Annotated in this window: 12 protein-coding genes; 5 read left to right on the top strand and 7 right to left on the bottom strand. The window is 70.0% G+C overall.

Annotated features, from left to right (window positions below; translation table 11 throughout):
- The first annotated feature begins 311 nt into the window (after positions 1–311).
- Entirely contained in the window at positions 312–3,587 is a 3,276-nt protein-coding gene (locus ABZX37_RS46950; RefSeq protein ID WP_354750833.1) for a GH92 family glycosyl hydrolase, read from the top strand.
- Positions 3,588–3,659: 72 nt separating this feature from the next.
- Here the strand turns inward: ABZX37_RS46950 and ABZX37_RS46945 are convergent, their stop codons facing one another.
- Both ABZX37_RS46945 and ABZX37_RS46940 read right to left on the bottom strand, forming a co-directional pair.
- Positions 3,660–5,675, bottom strand: a complete 2,016-nt coding sequence (locus ABZX37_RS46945) for a glycosyltransferase (protein WP_354750832.1) — start codon at positions 5,673–5,675, stop codon at positions 3,660–3,662.
- Positions 5,672–6,289: a DUF998 domain-containing protein gene (locus ABZX37_RS46940; protein WP_354750831.1), complete on the bottom strand. Its 618-nt coding sequence runs from the start codon at positions 6,287–6,289 to the stop codon at positions 5,672–5,674. Before ABZX37_RS46940 ends, ABZX37_RS46945 begins: the two co-directional genes overlap by 4 nt.
- Positions 6,290–6,696: 407 nt before the next feature.
- Between ABZX37_RS46940 and ABZX37_RS46935 the strand changes: the two genes are divergently transcribed.
- The gene (locus tag ABZX37_RS46935) at positions 6,697–7,254 is read left to right on the top strand and encodes an OmpA family protein (protein WP_354750830.1); all 558 of its coding nucleotides are present in this window, start codon (positions 6,697–6,699) and stop codon (positions 7,252–7,254) included.
- Positions 7,251–8,423 carry a polysaccharide pyruvyl transferase family protein gene (locus ABZX37_RS46930; protein WP_354750829.1) on the top strand — a complete coding sequence of 391 codons (1,173 nt, stop codon included), beginning with the start codon at positions 7,251–7,253 and terminating at the stop codon, positions 8,421–8,423. Before ABZX37_RS46935 ends, ABZX37_RS46930 begins: the two co-directional genes overlap by 4 nt.
- On the opposite strand, the gene ABZX37_RS46925 is transcribed toward ABZX37_RS46930, so the two are convergent.
- Both ABZX37_RS46925 and ABZX37_RS46920 read right to left on the bottom strand, forming a co-directional pair.
- Complete coding sequence (locus tag ABZX37_RS46925; RefSeq protein ID WP_354750828.1) at positions 8,416–9,732, bottom strand: MFS transporter; 1,317 nt, start codon at positions 9,730–9,732, stop codon at positions 8,416–8,418. The two genes, ABZX37_RS46930 and ABZX37_RS46925, sit on opposite strands and share 8 nt — an antisense overlap.
- Before the next feature lie 145 nt (positions 9,733–9,877).
- Complete coding sequence (locus ABZX37_RS46920; protein ID WP_354750827.1) at positions 9,878–10,618, bottom strand: IclR family transcriptional regulator; 741 nt, start codon at positions 10,616–10,618, stop codon at positions 9,878–9,880.
- A 124-nt stretch (positions 10,619–10,742) separates the two neighbouring features.
- Between ABZX37_RS46920 and ABZX37_RS46915 the strand changes: the two genes are divergently transcribed.
- Both ABZX37_RS46915 and ABZX37_RS46910 read left to right on the top strand, forming a co-directional pair.
- Positions 10,743–11,927, top strand: coding sequence for an acyl-CoA dehydrogenase family protein (locus ABZX37_RS46915; RefSeq protein ID WP_354750826.1), 1,185 nt, complete (start codon positions 10,743–10,745; stop codon positions 11,925–11,927).
- Entirely contained in the window at positions 11,927–13,129 is a 1,203-nt protein-coding gene (locus ABZX37_RS46910) for a CoA transferase (RefSeq protein ID WP_354750825.1), read from the top strand. Before ABZX37_RS46915 ends, ABZX37_RS46910 begins: the two co-directional genes overlap by 1 nt.
- 8 nt (positions 13,130–13,137) lie before the next feature.
- Here the strand turns inward: ABZX37_RS46910 and ABZX37_RS46905 are convergent, their stop codons facing one another.
- The 3 genes from ABZX37_RS46905 to ABZX37_RS46895 form a co-directional block, all read right to left on the bottom strand.
- Positions 13,138–13,527 carry a hypothetical protein gene (locus tag ABZX37_RS46905; RefSeq protein WP_354750824.1) on the bottom strand — a complete coding sequence of 130 codons (390 nt, stop codon included), beginning with the start codon at positions 13,525–13,527 and terminating at the stop codon, positions 13,138–13,140.
- A 53-nt stretch (positions 13,528–13,580) separates the two neighbouring features.
- Positions 13,581–17,465: a Pls/PosA family non-ribosomal peptide synthetase gene (locus ABZX37_RS46900; RefSeq protein ID WP_354750823.1), complete on the bottom strand. Its 3,885-nt coding sequence runs from the start codon at positions 17,463–17,465 to the stop codon at positions 13,581–13,583.
- Positions 17,466–17,735: 270 nt separating this feature from the next.
- Positions 17,736–19,169, bottom strand: coding sequence for an LCP family protein (locus tag ABZX37_RS46895; protein WP_354750822.1), 1,434 nt, complete (start codon positions 19,167–19,169; stop codon positions 17,736–17,738).
- Positions 19,170–19,443 lie beyond the last annotated feature (274 nt).

Below are 19,443 nucleotides of genomic sequence, written 5' to 3'. Positions count from 1 at the left end.
GGTTTGGGGGGTTTTTTTTAAGGCAATTATCCCCCCATTAAAAACAAACCCCAGACCGTCAGCACAATCAAGCTTCGGGGTGCGGGGCCCCACCACACCCCGGTTCCGTGAGGGGAACCCTCACGACCCCAAGCTGATCGGAAAGGAACCCCCGAGGGAATCAGAGTCAGTCTCAAGGAACACGCCCCCGGAAGCTGTCCCGTTGTCGCCCTTCTCAAACCCCCTCCGGGATGACAAGCTGCTCACCAGCCGGTAGCCCCCGCACCGGCGCGCATGATGACAACGTTGTCAGCCCTGGAGGTAGCGCGTCCATGTGGTCGCAGAAGAGACGGGTGGCCGCTCTCGCGGCAGCGGGCTTCGTGGTGGCCGGGCTGGTATCCGGCACGACCGCCGCAGCAGCCACCAGCGCAGCCACCCCGGCGGATCCGGTTTCACTGGTCAACCCGTTCGTCGGCACGCAGAACTTCGGCAACACCTTCCCCGGAGCCAGCGCGCCCTTCGGCATGGTCCAGGTCAGCCCCGACACCGGCGGCCAAGGCGGCTACGACTACCAGCAGAACTCGATCTACGGCTTCAGCCAGACGCACCTCTCCGGCGTGGGCTGCGGCGTGATGGGCGAGCTGCCGGTCATGCCGACCACCGGGGCCGTCGATTCCGTCGACAAGAACTCCTACAAATCCGAGTACAGCCACGACGACGAGAAGGCCGAACCCGGCTACTACCGCGTCGGGCTGAAGAAGTACGGCGTCGATGCCGAGCTCACCGCCACCCCGCGCACCGGCTGGCAGCGCTACGCCTTCCCGTCGACCGGCCAGGCCAACGTGCTGTTCAACACCGGCCAGGCGAACCAGTCCGTGAAGGATTCCGAGATCCACGTCGTCGGCGACCGGACCCTCGAGGGTCGCGTGCGCGCGGGCGGCTTCTGCGCCGGGCACGACGAGCACACCGTCTACTTCACCGCGACCTTCGACCGTCCGTTCGCCTCCTACGGCACCTGGCGCGGCACCACCCGCACCGCTGGCAGCCGCGACGCCGCGGGCACCGGCGGGAACGGCGCGTGGGTCAGCTTTGACGCCACCACTGACCACGATGTCGTTCTCAAGGTGGGGCTCTCCTACACCGGTCTCGCGGGCGCGCGGGACAACCTCGCCAAAGAAACCAGCGACAGCTACGACTTCGACGCCACCCGCACCGCGTTGCGCAAGCAGTGGACGGACCGGCTCGGCGCGATCAAGATCAGCGGCGGCACCGCCGAACGCCAGACCGCGTTCTACACCTCGCTCTACCACGCGCAGCTGCACCCGAACCTGGCTGGCGACATCAGCGGCGACTACGCCGGTTTCGACGGCAAAGTCCACCGCGCCAACGGCTACACGCCGTATCAGAACTTCTCCCTTTGGGACACTTATCGCCCGCAGAACCAGCTGCTCGAAATGCTGGAACCGCAGGTAGCCCGCGACGTCGCGCTGTCCGTGCTGTCGATCGGCCGCGACGGCGGCTGGCTGCCGAGATGGGCGCTGGCGGGCAGCGAAACGAACATCATGACCGGCGACCCCGTGACGCCGTTCCTCGTCGAGGCCTGGTCCAAGGGCTTGCTGGCCGGGCACGAGGACGAGGCGTACGGGCTGCTCAAGAAGAACGCGACGAGCACCCCGCCCGCCGATTCGCCGTACAACGGGCGCTCCGGCGTGAATTACTACAACGACCGCGGCTACCTCCCGAGCGGGCTCACGCTCGGCAAGGACTGCGCGGCCAAGGGCGGCGACAACGACTGCGAGCACCCGACCTCGGCGACCATGGAGTACTCCGCCGCCGACGCCGCGCTCGCGTTGATGGCCAAGGGATTGGGCCACCAGGCCGACGCGCGCATGTTCGCCGACCGCGGCCAGTGGTACCGCAACGTCTGGAACGCCGCCGACAAGCAGTTCCGCCCGCGCACCACGGACGGCACCTGGCTCACGCCGTACAACCCGGTCGACGCCGACCACCAGTTCCACGAGGGCGGCGCCTACCAGTACCAATGGCTCGTGCCGCAGGATCCGGCCGGGCTCGCCTCGCTGATGGGCGGCAAGCAGGCGACCGAAAAGCGGCTCGACTCCTTCTTCGCCTACGACAACCTGCTCAAGGACCCCGCGGGCACCGCGCGTAAGGACTGGATCGCCAGCCCGTACGACTACTACGCCAAGGCCACCTACAACCCCAACAACGAACCAGACCTGCTCTCCCCGTACATGTACAACTGGGTCGGCGCGCCGGCGAAGACCGCGACCGTCGTCCGCGCGGCGATGACGTTGTTCACCACCGGCCCGGACGGCATGACCGGCAACGACGACCTCGGCACGATGTCCGCCTGGTACGTCTTCTCCTCGCTCGGCCTGTACCCGACGATGAGCGGCGCGAACTTCCTCGCCGTGTCGAGTCCGCAGTTCGAATCGGCGACCGTCCGGATCGGACAGTACGAGGGCAAGCAAGGCGGCACGCTCACCGTCACCGCGCCGGGCGCGAGCGACGCGAACCGTTACGTGCAAAGCGTTTCGCTCAACGGCCGGGACGTCCGGCAGACCTGGCTCGACTGGTCCGCGGTCGCGCATGGTGGCAATCTCGGCTACCAGGTCGGCGCGAAGCCGTCGAACTGGGGCACGCAGCCGGGGACGGAACCGCCGTCGGTCAACAAGTCGACCGGTGATCCGCGTCGGCACGTGGACGCGACGCTGCGGCCGAGTTCCGTTGTGCTGCCGCAGCAATCGTCGGCGCAGACTGTCCACTTGAGCCTCGACGTGCTCGGTCAGAACCCCGGAGCGCAACCGGTCTTCGTGACCTCGTCGGCACCGTCCGGCTGGCGGGTGCAGACCGATCCGCTGCAGCTGCTGTGGTCTTTCCGGCTGCCGACGCAGAAGACCGCGCCGGTCACGGTGACCATTCCGGCGAACACGCCGGTCGGCACGTATTCGGTGCAGATCAAGGCATCCGGGCCGGGCGCGAACACCGTCTCCCGCACCGCGAGCATCGAGGTCAGGGAACCCACGGTGTGCGCGACGACGTCCGGAACCCAGTGCGCGGTCGATCTCAGCCACGACCGCAACCATGACGGGACCGCGACCGTCGCAGCGTCCACAGAGGGCAACTTCGACGGCAGCGGCTGGAGTTACGACGCTGACCTGATGCCACCAGCTGGCACCTTTGTCCACAATGGAGTCGACTACGCGGCGCCCGATCCCACCGGCACCGCGGCGAACTTCGTGGAAGCACGCGGGCAATCGCTGCTGCTGCCCGCAGGGAAGCACCAGGCGGTCCAGCTGATCGGCTCGTCGCACAACGGTCCGGTGTCCACCTCGCTGACCGTGCACTACAGCGACGGATCCAGCGCGGATCTCCCGGTGACGTTCGGCGACTGGGCCGGGTCGACGCCGTCCGGCACGACCGTCGTGCTCGATATGCCGCAGCGGATCAAGGCGGGCAACGGCGTCGACGGTCCGCCGGTGCGGCTGTTCGGCATCTCCTCCACAGTGGACGGCGCCAAGACCGTCCAGTCGGTGAGCCTGCCGAACGACCCGCGGGTCCAGCTCTACGCGATCACTCTCGCGTAGAGTCCGGCCGGGTTCGCCGGATCCCTCCCCTTCGTCCGGCGAACCCGGCCATCCCCAGTCCCCCGGAAAGTCTCAGGCGGCCGCGGGCACTGCCGCGACCCGGCCCATCGCCTCGGCGTAGCAGGCCTCGAACGAGTCCAAAGAGGACTCCAGCGCGTGCCCGGCGATCATCTTGCCGCTCGCCGCCCCCATGCGCGCCAGCGTCGCCGGGTCGGCGATCACCGCGTGCAGCCGCTCGGCCAGCTCCCCCACGTTGCCCGGCTCGAACAGCCAGCCGTTGTATCCCGGACGGCACAGGTGCGGCAGCGCCATCGCGTCCGCGACCACCACCGGTTTCCCGGCTGCCATCGCTTCCATCGTCGCGAGGCTCTGCAGTTCGGCGATCCCCGGCATGCAGAACAGATCCGCCGCCGCATAGGCGTCCAGCAAGTCCTCTTCGGACACAAACCCGCGGAACCGGACCCGGTCGGCGATCCCGAGCTCGCCGGCCAGCTTTTCCCACTCTGTCCGGCACGAACCGTCGCCGACGATCTCCGCCCGCAGCCCGGGCACCAGCGCGACCGCACGCAACAGCTGGTCGACGCGCTTCTCTTCGTCAAGCCGCCCGACGAACAACACCGTCGGATCGTCGGATGTCCGCGAAACCTTGCGCAACCGGTAACGGTCGATGTCGATACCGCACGACACCGGGACCGCCCGCTCCGGGAAACCGTTGTCGTGCAACAGTTCCACCGCGCGAGGCGTCGGCGCTGTCACCACGCGAGCCGACGAGAACACTCGCGTCAGATCCCGCCACGCCCACCGCGACGCCGCGCCGCGCAGCCACGTCGGCACCCGCACGTGGCCGAACAGGTTCTCCGGCATGAAGTGGTTCGTCGCCACTGCCGGGACGCCCATCGCGGCGGCGTGCTTCAGGACGTACCGGCCGACCACGAAATGCGCCTGGACGTGCACCAGGTCGGGCTGCAGCTCCTCCAGCAGTGCGGCGACGTCCTTGCTCACCTCCCAGGGCAGGCCGATCCGGAAGGTCCGATGGAACGGGGTGCGATGCGACCGGACGCGGTGCACCACGACGTCGCCGTCTCTTTCGGTGCTCGCCGGGCCGTCCGGGTCGACGCTGATGACGTGCACCTCATGTCCCCGGCCGGCGAGACCAGCGGACAGCCGGTACGCGAACTGCGCCGCGCCGTTGACGTCCGGCGGGTAGGTTTCGGCGGCGACCACGATGCGCAAAGCCCGGTCGTCGTTCACAGGGTGCTCCGATCTGGTGGAATGGACAGGAGAAGAACTGCTGCGGCTCAGCACCGCGACGCCGCCGACCGCCAGGACCGCCGCGGTCAGCGCGACCGCGGTCGCCGTGGCGTCGAGATGGGTGGCTTCGCCGAGCACTCCGGCGCCGAGACCCACCGCGACCAGCGGATCCACGACGGTGAGGCACGCGACGGCGAGGTGCGGCGGACCGCACCGGTAAGACAGCTGCACGAGCCAGCCGCCGGCCAGCAGCGCCGTCACCATCGCGGCGACCGACACGGCGGTGCTGAAATCGACGGAGCCCTCTTGGATCTCGAGGGAAACCGCTCGCATCAACACCGAGACGAAGCCGTAGGCAGCGCCGCCGGCCGCACCGAAACACAGCCCGCGGATCGACGGACGAGAAGAAATCGCGCCGATCAACGTCAGCAGCGCCACGGCCCCCAGCACCAGCAATGCCGCGCGCGTTTGCGCGTCGGCACTGACCGCGGTGCTCGTGGTGCTGCCCGCGGCGACGGTGACGAACGTCCCGACGCCGAGCATGGTGACCGCGACCGCGGGCAAATCCCGCCGCCGCCGGTCGAGAATCGCAGTAATGGCAACAGCAATGACCCCGACCGGCTGCACGACGGTCAGCGGAGCCATCCCCAGCGCGACCGCGTGCACGCCCGCCCCCGAACCGAGCAGAGCGAGCCCGCCGAGCCAGCGCGGTGCCCGGATCAGCTCCCCGATCCGCGGCCGGCCGGACAGCCCGGTGACCACGCCGTGCTGCAGAAGTGCGCCGGTGGAAAAGAAAACCGCGCCGAGCACGGCGAGTGCGATGGCGAGGACCGTCATGAGGCCACCTCGGATCGGGCCATCGCGGTGACGGCGAAAAGCTGTGCGTAGAGCAGGGCGTACAGCACGCGTTCGAACAACCCCAGGAACTCGGGCACGGACTGCTCCAGCAAGGGCGCGTGGGCCAGCAGAAAGGCGAGCGAAGCGGCGCCGGACGCCAGCGAAAGCCAGCGCACCGCCTTCGCTTCCGGCCGCCGGCGCGCCAGCAGCCATCCCGCCAGCGGCAGGCACACGAACATCGCCGCGCCGGCATACCGGTGCACCGCACCGGAAAACGACGTTTCGACGCCGGTCGGATCGGTCGGGAAGAAGGTCGCGATGACCAATCCGGCCGCCCACAACGCGATCAGCACCGACTCCGGGCTGCGTTTCGGCAACCCCTGTCTGAGCAGCGCGTGCCGGACCGCCAGCGACGCGCCGGCCAGCCCGAGCGAAGCCGCCGCCAGGAGCACCGCCCCGCCGGGCGGGAAGACGTAGTCGCTGATGACGTCGCGGACCGGGTCGATCGTGCCCGCCACTACGTGCAGAAGAAGGATCGGCACCAGCGAAAAGGCCAAGGCCGCAGCGGCGATGACGGGCGCCGTCGCCCTGGCCTTCCGCGTTATGAGGGTCACAGCAATCAGCATGCTGGCGGCTGTGACACCTCGACATCGGGGAACACCCTGAGATGCACCCCTGGAATCCGCAGCGACCCCTGGGGCATTTTGCTACCGGATCGGACCGGACGCGCGCCTCCGGTTCGCCGTCGGCGGCGCCGGAGGAAATGCCGCACCGCGCGCTGAATAGGACGTTATACACCAGCCGCGAAACCGGTATCTTGACTGTCCTTTGTGGACTTCCCGGGTCCCTCACCCGGGTGGATGTCGACCTTGCCGGGTGAGGTCGCGAGCAGCCGCCCCCGCCCTGCTGACAGCGCGAAACCGCGTGCCGGCTCGCCGCGCTCGCCGGGCGGGCCGCGGTTGCCGCGGCCTTGACCCCGTGTTCAGATCCCCGCGAACCCAGCCGAAGGAGCGCAATTCTCATGCAGAGGGCACTCGTCAAGGCGGTCGTCGGGGCCGCAGCCGTCGTCGCGCTGGTCAGCGCGTGCGGGTCGGGCGGATCGAACGACTCGTCCGGATCCGGAGCGTCCGGGCAGAACACCGCCCAGTCCAGCGGAGCCGCCCAGTCCGGCGAGGCCGGTGCGTCCGGGCAGAACGGCGCGTCCGGCCAGAACGGAGCCCCCGGGCAGAACGGCGGCCCGGCCGCGCAGGCGGTCACCGCCGCGATCCAGCAGGCCTCGCAGGCCTCGCCGATCAAGTTCGAGCCGGAGAAGGCGGAACTGACCAGTCAGGCCAAGGAAGGCCTCTCCGCGATCGCGAAAGCCATGCAGGGCAACGATGTCAAGCTGAAGGTCGAGACCCACGCCGGTTACCCGGACGCGGAAAAGGCGAAGAAGCTTTCCGAGGAGCGCGCGCAGGCGATCTCGACCGCGCTCGAGGGCGACGGCGTCGCCAAGGACCGCGTGCAGGCCGAGCCGAGCGGAAGCGAAAAGGCCCAGGGCGAACAGGCGTTGGACACGCAGCTTACTGTCGCTTCGTGACCCGAGCCCCGTCCCCCCGCCGGCATTACCTGGTCGGGCCGAGCGGATATCCGAATTTCGGCGACGAGCTGATCGCCGCCGCTTGGATCCGCCGCTTGGCCCGCACCGAACCGGACGCCGAAGTCTGGCTCGACACGCATTCGCCGGGACCGGCCCAGCATTTGTTCGGCGACCTGCATCCGCGGTTGCGCTGCACGGACACCTTGTGGCGGCTGTGCGGCGAAGCGCCGTCGGACGATCCGTGGGAAGTCGCGTCCTGGGTACAAGCCGCGGTGCACGATCCCGGTCGTGCACCGCGCTGGGACGCGGGGATCGAATTGCTCGGCAGGCTCGACGTCGTGCATCTGATCGGCGGCGGTTACGTCAACGCGCTGTGGCCCCGGCACCTGGGACTGGTCGCCGGGGCCGCTGCCGCGGCGCAGCGTTCTCATGCTCGCTCCGCGATGACCGGACAGGGCTTCGTCCCGTTCTCTCCAGGCGCGGCCGGTCTGTTGCGCGCGCTCGCCGAGCGGTTCGACGTCGTCGACGTTCGCGATGATCCGTCCGCCGAACTCCTGCACGGGGTCGCGGGCGTCGAGCGGACCTGCGACGACGTCTTCCTCGACCCGCACCCGCGGACGACGCCCACCTCGCGGGAGTTCGTCCTGTGCGTGCAGTCCGACATCGGCGCCGAGCGGCCGTCCGTGCTCGCGGCGCAGGTGCTCGACCTGGTGCGCGCGTGGCGGCTGCCGCCGGGCGAACTCGCTGTGGTGGAAGGGATTCCGCGCGTCGACCGCGAGGTTTTCGCGTTGCTGGAACACGAACTCCCCGGCGCGGAGTTCCATCCGTTCCGCGACGTGTGGCACCGCGGCCTTCCGCTCGCGGCGGGCCAGACGTGGCTCTCCAGCCGCTTCCACGTGCACCTGGTCGCCGCCGCGGCGGGCGCGACCGGCGTGGCGATCGACGTTTCGCCGGAGTACTACACCACGAAACACCGCAGCCTGATCGACCTCGGCTCCGGTTGGACGCTCACGCCCGCCGGGGCCGAGAAGCCGCCGGAACGTCCTTCTGGCACTGGGTTTCCGGCGCACGTCCTGCATCATTGCGCGAACCTCAAGCGCTCAGTCGCCGAAGCCGTCTACGGTCCGGAACTGCCCAAGACCCGCACCCGGTGGCCGCGGCTCAGTTGAGCGCACCGCGACTCTGATCGGCCAGCGCCCCGAGCCCGATGCACAACGCGCCCGCGACGAACAGCAGTGAAACTCCCCAGGTCGCGTGCGTCGCGGACGCTTCCACGATCGCCAGCGCGGCCAGCGGCGCGAGCCCGCCGGACACCGCTCCCCCGACCTCGCGGCCGGTGCCGAGACCGGTCGAACGGACCTCGGCCGGGAACTGCTTGGCCAGGAACGCGCCCTGCGCCGATAGCATCGCCGGGACCACGATTCCGGTCGCCAGCACGAGGCCGAGCCAGATGAACCAGCTCGTGCCGGTGTCGAGCAGCCAGAAGAACGGGAACGCCAGCAAACCCGTCGCCACCGCACCCGCGACCACGACCTTCTTCGCGCCGATCCGGTCGCTGATCCATCCGGCGATCGGCACCGTCACGATCGCCATGCCGCTCGCGATGCTGATCCCCAGCGCGCCGATATTCGCTGGCACGCCGCGGAAATTCGTCAGATAAGCGAGCGAGAAGGTCTTGAACACGTAGCTGACGCCGTTGTAGCCGATGGTGATCACCATGACCACCGTCAGCGCGCGCCAGTCGCTGCGGAACAGCTTCACCAGCGGCCGGTTAGCCCAGCCGCGCGGCCGGTTTTTCCTGGTGCGCACCAGGTTCTCGAACTCCGGCGTCTCCGGCACCCGGCGGCGCACCCACAGCCCGACGCCGACGAGCAGGAAACTGGCCAGGAACGGGATCCGCCAGCCGAAACCGTGCAGGAACTCTTTGTCCAAAGTGGTCAGTCCGGCGACGGCGAGCGAGGAGACGAGCAACCCGACGTTCACGCCCAGCGCGGGCCACGACCCTTGCCGTCCGCGTTTGCTCGGGTCAGCGTGCTCGTAGGCCACGGCGATCGCGCCGCCGAATTCCGCTCCGGCGCCCAGGCCTTGCAGCAGCCGCAGCACCACGAGCAGCACCGGCGCGAGAAGTCCGGCACTCGCGTAACTGGGCAGCAATCCGATCCCTGCCGAGGAAACGCCCATCAGCACGAAGGTCCACGACAGCACCTTCTTGCGGCCGATCCGGTCGCCGAGCGCGCCGAAGACGATGCCGCCGACCGGCCGGGCCAGGAAGCCGACGGCGAAGGTCGCGACCGAGGCCATCGTCGCCGCGGCGTCGTTGCCGGGCGGGAAGAAGACGTGGCCGAACACCAGCGCGGCCATCGACGCGTAGAGATAGAAATCGAACCATTCGAGCGCGGAGCCGACGACCACCGCCACCCCGACCCCGCGCGGGGCTTTCCGGGTCGTTCCGATGCTGTCGTCCACAACACTGGGCATGGTCCTGCTCTCCGGGACTGGGGCACAGGCGAGCGGAAGCCAGCCGGCGCGCGCCGTTGCGTGCGTATTTGGGAACGCTTGATGCGTATATCCGGATGCTAAGAGACCGCGAACACACCGGTCAAGGGTCTTCGGGAATTCGGGCTCAGCCCTGGCGCGCGGCTTCCCAGCGCTTCACGACCGCCGCCGTGATGTCGCCCAGCGCGTCGCCGATCTCGGGCAGGCGTTCGGAAATCCGCGTGGTCGGGCCCGCGACCGCGATCGCCGCGACGACCTCTCCGTCGACCAGGATCGGCCGCGCCGCCGCGCTGACGTCGGGCAGGGTTTCGCCGCGGTTGAGCGCGACACCCTCGGCGCGGACGGCGTCGAGTTCCTCCATCGCGGCCCGCACTCTCTCCGCATCCGGGAGCACCGACTGCAGGTACGCCTCGCGCCGTCGCGCCGACCAGTGCGCGAGGAAGATCTTGCCCGCACTCGGCGGATACAGCGGCCGTCGCGTGCGCAGCGGCGCGGAGTAGCGGATCGGCTGCCCGGACTCGACCGCGTCCACGTAGATCAGCGAATCCCCGACCGCGGCGCCGAGCATCACCGTCTCGCCGAACCGGCGGCGCAGCTCCTCCAGCGCGGGCCGGGCCGCGGTCGCGATGCCGGGCAGGCCGCCGGTGAGCAGGTTCCCCAGCGCGGGGCCGAGCTGGTAGGCACCGTCCGCCTCGATCAGGTAACCGGTCGACACCAGCCCTTTGACCAGGCCGAACACCGAGGATTTTGGCGCGTCGAGAGCCACCGAGAGCTCGTGCAGCCGCATTCCGGGCTGCCGCGCGACGCACTCCAGGATGCTGGTGACGCGCCCGACCGTCCGGTGGGCCTTGGCGGTCGACTCGGTCATGGCGGACTCCCCTGCGTTCGTACATGCGAACCCTATCTCGGCATCTGCCCTGGACGGCGCTTGACCCGAAGCGCGCGTCGCCTTACTTTGGTCGCATATCCGAACTCAGCGTTCTTATATGCGCATGATGGAGAGCAGCACTGTGGACTTCGAGCTGACCCGAGACCAGGAGGACATCCGGCGCGCCGTGCGCGAGCTGGCCGCCCGGTTCCCCGACGAGTACTGGGCCGAGCGCGACGAGCGCGCCGAGTTCCCGCGCGAGTTCTACGACGCGTTCGCCTCGGCGGGCTGGCTCGGCATGGCGATCCCGGAGCAGTACGGCGGCGGCGGGCTCGGCATCCTCGAAGCCGCGCTGCTGCTGGAAGAGGTGGCCGCGTCCGGGGCCGGGATGAACGGGTGCAGCACGATGCACCTGACGATCTTCGGGCTGAACACGATCGTCAAGCACGGCAGCGAGGAAATGCGCCGGGAGATCCTGCCCGGCGCGGTCGACGGTTCGCTGCACGTCTGCTTCGGCGTGACCGAACCGGACGCGGGCACGGACACCACGCGCATCTCCACTTTCGCCCGCCGCGACGGCGATTCCTACGTCGTGAACGGCCGGAAGGTCTGGATCACCAAGGCGGGCCAGTCGCAGAAGATGGTGCTGATCGCCCGGACCACGCCGCGCGACGAGGTGGAAAAGCCGACCGACGGCATGTCGCTGTTCGTCGTGGACATCGAGTCCGACGCGGTGCAGCTGCGCGCGATCCCCAAGCTCGGCCGCAACGCGGTGTCGTCCTACGAGGTGCTGATCGACGGCCTGCGGGTGCCGGCATCGGCGCGCGTCGGCGAGGAGGGCAAGGGCTTCCGGTACCTGCTCGACGGCCTCAACCCGGAGCGCATCCTGCTCGCGCACGAGGCACTCGGCATCGGCCGCGCGGCGTTGCGGCGCGCGGTCCGGTACGCCGGGGAACGACAGGTATTCGGGCGTCCGATCGGGCAGAACCAGGGGCTGGCGTTCCCGCTGGCCGAGGCCGCGACCCGGCTGGACGCGGCGGAGCTGATGGCGCGCAACGCCGCCTGGCGCTACGACCACGGCCTGCCGGCCGGCAAGGAGGCGAACATGGCGAAATGGCTGTGCGCCGACGCCGGGTTCCAGGCCGCCGACCAGGCGATCCAGACCCACGGCGGGATGGGCTACGCGCGGGAGTACCACGTGGAGCGCTACTTCCGGGAGGCGCGACTGCTGCGGCTCGCGCCGATCAGCCAGGAGATGGTGCTGAACTACGTGTCGCAGCACGTGCTCGGGCTGCCGAGGTCGTACTGATGGGCGCGCTCGACGGACTGCGGGTGCTGGACCTGTCGCGGGTGCTGGCCGGGCCGTACTGCACGCAGATGCTGGCCGACCACGGGGCCGAGGTGATCAAGGTCGAATCGCCCGCCGGAGACGAGACCCGGGGCTGGGGTCCGCCGTTTCTCGCCGACGGGACCAGCGCCTACTACACGAATCTCAACCGGGGCAAGAAGAACATCGTGCTCGATCTGTCCGGTCCGGACGGTCGTTCGCTGCTCGGCACCCTGCTCGCGGGCGCGGACGTCGTGGTGGAGAACTTCAAGGCGGGCACGCTCGCGCGGTGGGGCTGGCCGGACGAGACGATCCGGGCGGAGCATCCGGCGCTGATCCATTGCCGGATCACGGGTTTCGGCACCGACGGGCCGCTTGGCGGACTGCCCGGGTACGACGCGGTGCTGCAGGCGTACGGCGGGCTGATGAGCGTGAACGGCGAGGCCGACGGGCCGCCGTTGCGGATCGGGGTGCCTGTTGTCGATGTGGTGACCGGGGTGCTCGGGTTCTCCGGGATCCTGCTGGCGCTGCACGAGCGGGAACGGTCCGGGCTCGGGCAACTGGTGGATTGTTCGTTGCTGGACACGGTGATCAGCCTGCTGCATCCGCATTCCGCGGCGTGGCTCGCTGACGGTGCGGTGCCGCGGCGGACTGGTTCGGCGCATCCGTCGATCGCGCCTTACGAGACTTTTTCGACGGTGGACGGGTTGTTCTTTGTCGGGGCGGGGAATGATCGGCAGTTCTCGGCGCTGGTCGAGGTGCTCGGCGCGCCTGGGCTGGCTGCCGATCCGCGGTTTGCTTCCAATGCGGACCGGGTTCGCAATGTGGGGGCGTTGCGAGAGGAGTTGACGGTCCTGATCGGACAGTACAACCGGGATTCTTTGGCCGAGTTGTTGCTGGCTAAGGGAGTTCCGGCGTCTCCGGTGCACGATATCGCGGAGGCGATGAACGCCCCGCAGGTGCGGCATCGGGAGATGGTGGTCGAGCGGGACGGGTATCGCGGGGTCGGGGTGCCGGTGAAACTCGGCCGTACGCCTGGGTGCGCTGCCGAAGCTCCTCGGTCGCCGGGGGCGGATACGCGGGAGGTGCTTGCCGCGGCGGGCCTAGCCGCAGAAGAAGTCGAAGACGCGCTCGCCAGCGGGGCGGCGCATACGCGGCTTCCCCGGCCGCAGGCGTCTGGTTGAGTTCGGGCTCACCGGCGATACCAGGACTGGGCTTTGAGCCAGGTCAGGTATTCGTCGAAGATCGCCGCTGTCCCGCCGCGCTCGGACCGCTTCTCGAAGAACTCGTCCAGCAGGGAGAAAAGCAGGTCGTTCGCGGTCTCCCGGCCCGCACCGGCGGCTTCGTCGCGCCAGCCCTCGGTGCGGTCCGGGAACGCGAGGTGCAGCACCAGCGAGTCCCAGGTGAGGTTGTCGCCGCCGCCGACGCGCGGGATAAGCGACTCCCTGAAGCCGGTGAGCAGCTGTCGGTCGTTGCCGAAGTCGAGGCCGTTGAGAAACGTGCAGTAGTCGTGATAACTGCCGTCCAGTCCGAACATCCCCGGGCGCTGGCGGATGTCGGCGAACAGTTTCCGGTAGTCCATGGCTCCCCCAGGATAGTGGGCGGCTCCGGTCCGCGGAACCGCCCACCGGGGCTTCACCGCCAGGGACGGACCGGCGTGCCGCGCCACCGGGTGCGCGGCGGAACGGTCTCCCCCGCCATCACCAGCGAACCCGAACCGACCGTCGCGCCGTCGGAAACTCCGCTGCCCGGCAGCTGGAACGCGCGCGGGCCGAGCGTCGCGCCAGGGCCGAGGCGAACCGGGTCCAGGCGCATGACCCGGTCGTGGAACAGGTGCGTTTGCAGCACGCAGCCGCGGTTCACCACGGCGCCGTCGCCGAGGTGGATGAGGTCCGTTTCCGGCAGCCAGTAGCTCTCGCACCAGACGCCGCGGCCGATGCGGGCGCCGAGGGTCCGCAGCCACCAGTTCAGCACCGGCGTGCCGAGGAACGAACCGGCGAACCACGGCACCGCGAGCGTCTCCACGAACGTGTCGTACAGCTCGTTCCGCCACACGAACGCGCTCCACAACGGATGCCGTCCCGGGCGGAATCGGCCGACCAGCGTCCATTTCATCAGCGTCGTCAGCAGCGCGGCGAAGAGACCGGCCGCGACGAATACCGCGGGTGCGATGGCGGCGGCGACCCAGAAGCCGTCCGCGATGTCCACTCCGGCCAGCACCGTCGACACGGCGAGTCCGAGCAGGCCCGCGATGAGCAGCGGCGCGATGCGGCAGGACTCGACCAGCGCGCGGGCCAGCTTCAACCGGCGCGGCGGCGCGAAAGTGCGGGCGGGGTCGACCGCGTCCGCAGTGCGCCGCAGCTCCAGCGCGGGCCGGCCGAGCCAGGACGTGCCGTCGGGGACCTCCGCCGGGGTGTCGGACAGGACGCCAACGAGCGAACCTGAGCCGAGCGTCCGGTCCGGGCCGACAACCGCCGAGTTGCCGACGAACGCGCGCTCCCCGACCTCGGAAACGCCCAGCCGGACCCAGCCGCGGTCGAGTTCGTACGGTGCGGCGAGGACGTCGTCGGCGAGGAAAGCGCCGTCCCGCACCCGAAGCAGCGACGGCAGACTGAGCACAGTGGACAGTTCGACGCCACGGCCGATCCGCGCGCCCAGCAGCCGCATCCAGACCGGAGTCGCCAGCGCGGCGTACAGCGGGAACAGCTGCCGCCGGGCGATTTCCAGCAGTTCGTGCACGAACCAGGCCGCCCAGCCCGCGCGGCTCAGCACCGGATAGGTTCCCGGCCGCACGGCCAGGCTGGCCAGCCGCACCAGCAGGACGATCGTCAAGGCGTACAAGACGATTCCGGCGAACACGAGCAGCGGCGTCCACGGCAGGATCGCCAGCGCGGCGGTGCGCGGATCGTCCGCCGCCGGGATCAGCAGCAGCGCGACCACGATCAGCGGGATCGCGGTGACGAACAGGAACAGCGACCGCAGCGTGCCGCCCAGGGCGAACGCCAGCGAGTACCGCTTCGCCCGCGGTGCCGCCGCGGTCGGCCGCGGCGGACGTTCGCCCGACGGTCCGGCCGGGGAACCGCCCCAGACCGCGCCGTCCGGCACGCGGGTGTCGAGCGTCGAGCCCGGCAGCAGCACCGATCCGGCGCCGAGGTCCGTACCCGGCAGCAGCGTGCTGCGGCCGCCGACCCGGGCGCCGGCACCGACCCGGACGCGGCCGATCCGCAGCACCGAACCGTCCAGCCACCACCCGGCCAGGTCCGCCTCGGGCTCGATCGCGCATCCGTCGCCGAAGTCCGCGAGGCCGCCCACCGGCGGCGGAGAGTGCAGATCGACGCCCCGGCCGACGCGGTTGCCGAGCAACCGGGCGTAAGGCGCGGCAAGCGGCGTTCCGGCGACTCCCGGCGGACCGGCCACGGCGGCGAACCGTTCGGCGGTCCACAGTCGCATGTGGACGATTCCGCCGCGCCGGTACTCCCCTGGCGCGAGCTTTCCGCGCAGCATCCGCACCCCGCCCGCGGCGAGCAGCATCCGTCCCGGCGGGCTCAGCAGCACCAGCCACGCCGGGATGAGGACCCACCACGACATCCGCGGCAGCCACTGCAACGGCAGCACCAGAGCGACCAGCGAGCCCAGCAACGACACCGACAGCAGCCAGCGCATTCCGGACAAGGCCAGCAAAACCAGCTGCACCCCGGCCTGCCACCAGCCGCTGCCCCGAACCGCGGGAACCTGCGGCTCTTCCACCTCGACAGTTTTGACCGGCTCCCCGGCGAGACGTTCGTACAACTCGCGCGGCGTCGGGCAGGAGTACACATCGGACACTGCCGCCGTCGGATACCGTTCGCGCAGCACGGAAACGAGCCGCGCGGCGGTCACGCTGGATCCGCCGAGGTCGAAGAAGTCGTCGTCCGGCCCGGCCGTGGTCCCGAGGTGTTCGCTCCACACCTGCAGCAGCCACGCCAGCTTCGGATCGGACGGCACGACGGGCGCGGCGGTCGGCTCCTCCAGCGGCCACGGCAGCGCGTCGCGGTCAAGCTTGCCCGACGCTCGCACTGGCAGATCCGGCACCAAGGCCAGCCGTGGCACCAAAGCCGCCGGGAGCCGGTCCCGCAGAAGACTGCGCGCGGCGGTGCGATCGAGGCTCTCGCCTTCCGGCACCACGTAGCCGACCAGCACCTGCGCGCCGCTGTCCGTACGCCGCACCACCGTCGCCGCCGCGGCGACACCCGGCAGCGCACGCAGCGCGGCGTCGATCTCGCCCAGTTCGACGCGCCGTCCGCCGATCTTGACCTGGCCGTCCGCGCGGCCGACGAACTCCAAACCCTCCGGCACCGCGCGCACCAGGTCACCGCTGCGGTAGGCGCGGCTCCAGCCAAGACCCGGCAGCGGCACGAACTTCTGCGCGTCCTTCGCCGCGTCGAGGTACCGGGCCAGGCCGACGCCGCCGATCACCAGCTCGCCGCTGCGGCCCCACGGCACCGGGATGCCCGCCGGGTCCTCCGGGTCGACGACCGCGAGTTCCCAGCCGTCGAGCGGCAGCCCGATCCGCACCGGTTCGCCCGCGCGCAACCGCTGTGCACACGCGACGACCGTGGTTTCCGTTGGGCCGTATGTGTTCCAGATCTCCCGGGTGCCGTCGTCGAAGCGCGTCACCACCTCCGGCGGGCACGCTTCGCCGCCGAGGATGAGCAGCCGGACGCCGGCCAGCGTGTCCACTGGCCACAGTGCGGCGAGCGTTGGCACCGTCGACACGACCGTCACGCCGCGCTCGACCAGCCACGGCCCGAGGTCCGCTCCCGCGCGGACGAGCGAGCGCGGGGCCGGGACCAGGCACGCGCCGTGCCGCCACGCCAGCCACATTTCCTCGCACGACGCGTCAAACGCGACACTCAGCCCGGCCAGCACGCGGTCGCCCGGACCGAGCGGCCGTGCCTGGCAGAACAACCGGGCCTCAGCGTCCACAAAGGCCGCAGCCGCGCGATGCGTGACCGCGACGCCCTTCGGTTTGCCGGTGGAGCCGGAGGTGAAGATGATCCAGGCGTCGTCCTGCGGCTGCGGACGGACTCGCGGCCACTGCGGTCCGCGCGAGGACGGCAATCCCGCGTCGCTCAGGACCAGGCTCACCTGGGCTTCGGTCCACACTGTCCCGGCGCGGTCGGCCGGATCGTCGGCGTCGACCGGAACGTAGGCCGCACCGGTGGCGAGAACGGCGAGAACGCTGCGGTAAAGCGCGGCCGTGCCGGACGTCATCCGGATCCCGACCCGGTCCCCCGGCATGACCCCAGCCGTCCGCAGCCGTCCGGCGAGTTCTTCGACCTGCGCGGCGAAATCGCGGTACGTCGCCCGCGTGGAGCCGTCGTCCAGCGCGAGCGCGTCCGGGTGCCGGCGCACCGTTTCGGCGAAAATGTCGTACAGCGTGCGCGCGGCGGGCGTCGGACCCGCCCGGTAAACCGCCGTCGCCTCTTCGGCGAGCCTCTCGGGCGCGACTGTGCGCGCCCGATCCGCGTCCAGCGTCACAGGAAACCTCTTTCCAGAAGAACAGGACTCACGAAACCGGCTGGTCGCCACTCAACAATGGGCGGCGTGAGGCCGGGTTGAAGCAGCAGCGCCGTTATCCGGCGCTAAAATCGGAGCAAGATCGGATTTCGGGCAATCCCCCTGCCGCGGCCGTGCGGCTCGTCACCCGATCCCGGACATTAGCGGGCACATCACCGCCGCTGTCACTCGGGAGAGTTAATTTCGGAATTCGTTCTCAACGGGTTCACAGGATCGTTGTGCTTCTCCCGTTCACCGCACGCACGGCACCCCGCCTCCGGACAATTCGTCGGCGGGCGAAACCGGGGAGACCGGCACCGGGTCCACCTGGTCCGCCTTTTCCCGGAAATCGGTGCCGAGCACCAGTTTCAGCTCCCCCGCGGCCAGCGCGCCGTCGTAGCCGACGGCGTACCCGCCGCCGAGCGCGGCCACGAGTTTCGCCGCCGACGCGGAATCCCCGCGCCCGTAGCGGACCACGGTGCGGTGCGTGTGCCGCGCGCTGGACGTGCGCCCGGCGCGGTATCCCCGCGACGGGAGCGTCTTCAGCACCCGGGCGGCCGCGCCCTCACGGCCGCTCGCGTTCACCACGTCCACCGCGGGCCCGGCCGTCGCGGCAGGCGGCGGCGGGACCGTCCGGCCGAGCAGCCGGGCCGCGGCGGCGCGGATTTTCACCGGATCGACAATGTTGACGTCTTCGCCCCGTGCGTCCTTTTCGAACCTTTCGACCGGAAGCGACGCGAGTGTCAGATCCCCGCCGGCGAATGTTTCCGCCTGCCGGGCCAGCGCATTCAGGTCGAGCCCGGAATCGATCGCGATGTTCTGTTTCGCGACCGATACCAGCTGGCCGAGTTTCACCGGGTCGCCGAACACCCGGCCTTCTTTCAGCTGATGCGCCAGCGAAACGAGAAAAGCTTGCTGCCGCCGTTCCCGGTCCAGGTCGGTGAACTCGTGCCGCGGGTCGTGGCCCTGCCGCACGAACGCGAGCGCCTGCGCCGCGGAAATCTGCTGCTGCCCGGCCGGGAAATCCGCTCCGGAATAGCTGTCGCGCGTGCTGTCGGCCAAACACACCGTGATCGGCTGCACGACCTGGGCGAGCTGGAAGAACGCGACAAGGGTGACTTCGACGAAATGGTCCACCGCGACCCCTCCGAGGAACTGGCGCACCGTCGCGACTTCTGCCGCGCGGCCGGCGTCCCGGGACCTCTGTTCGCGAGCCGCCTTCTCGGTGACGCCTTGCGCGGCAAGACGTTGGGACTCCGCGGCGAACGCGTACCCGTAAGCCTCCTTGATCTTGCCCTTGCACACCCCGTCCGGGCAGCCGGAGAGGTCGGTGTAGTCGTCGCGCGGGATCGAGATGACCGTCGGGTGCCCGCCGTCGGCCGGGACGTGCAGCAGCATCAGGACGTCGGTGTTGTAGCCCCCGACGCGCTGGTCCCCCGCGTGCAATTGTTCGTACAGCTCGGCGGGCAGCGGTTCGCCCCGCTCGTCGAGCCGCGAATCGAGACCCATGACGAGGATGTTCGTGTCCCCGCCCGGCCGGGCCTGCCCGTCGAGCGCGGTGGACGTGGTGACCCCGGACAGCAGCGCGCGCAGTTCGGCCCACCCGTAGACGGCCCCGCCCAGCAGGACGGCGACGAGTGCGACCACGCCGATCCGCTCGGCCCAGTGCCCGTTCGCGCGCTCCATCGCTCACCGCCCCTCCCTCCGGCGGCACCCGGTCTACTACGGGGTTCCTGTGAGAGCGATGAGAAAGCGGACCGCCCGGGCAGCCCGCCGAGGTCAAACGGGCCGCGGCGTGCGAAACGGCACACTTTGGAGGGTCAGCGCCGCCTGGTTCGGCGGACCCGGCACCGGACGCCCGAAGTCCGTGAGGGGAACCCTGAGGGAATCTGATTCCCTCAGGGTTCCCCACACCGACTAAGGGGGGGGGGGGGGGGCGGCGTTGCGAGAGATAGGTATA

Origin of the sequence: Amycolatopsis sp. NPDC004079, assembly GCF_040610415.1 — a bacterium.
Lineage (GTDB): Bacteria > Actinomycetota > Actinomycetes > Mycobacteriales > Pseudonocardiaceae > Amycolatopsis > Amycolatopsis halotolerans.
The sequence above is the reverse complement of the archived record's forward strand: the minus strand, read 5'-3'. Positions and strand labels throughout refer to the sequence as shown.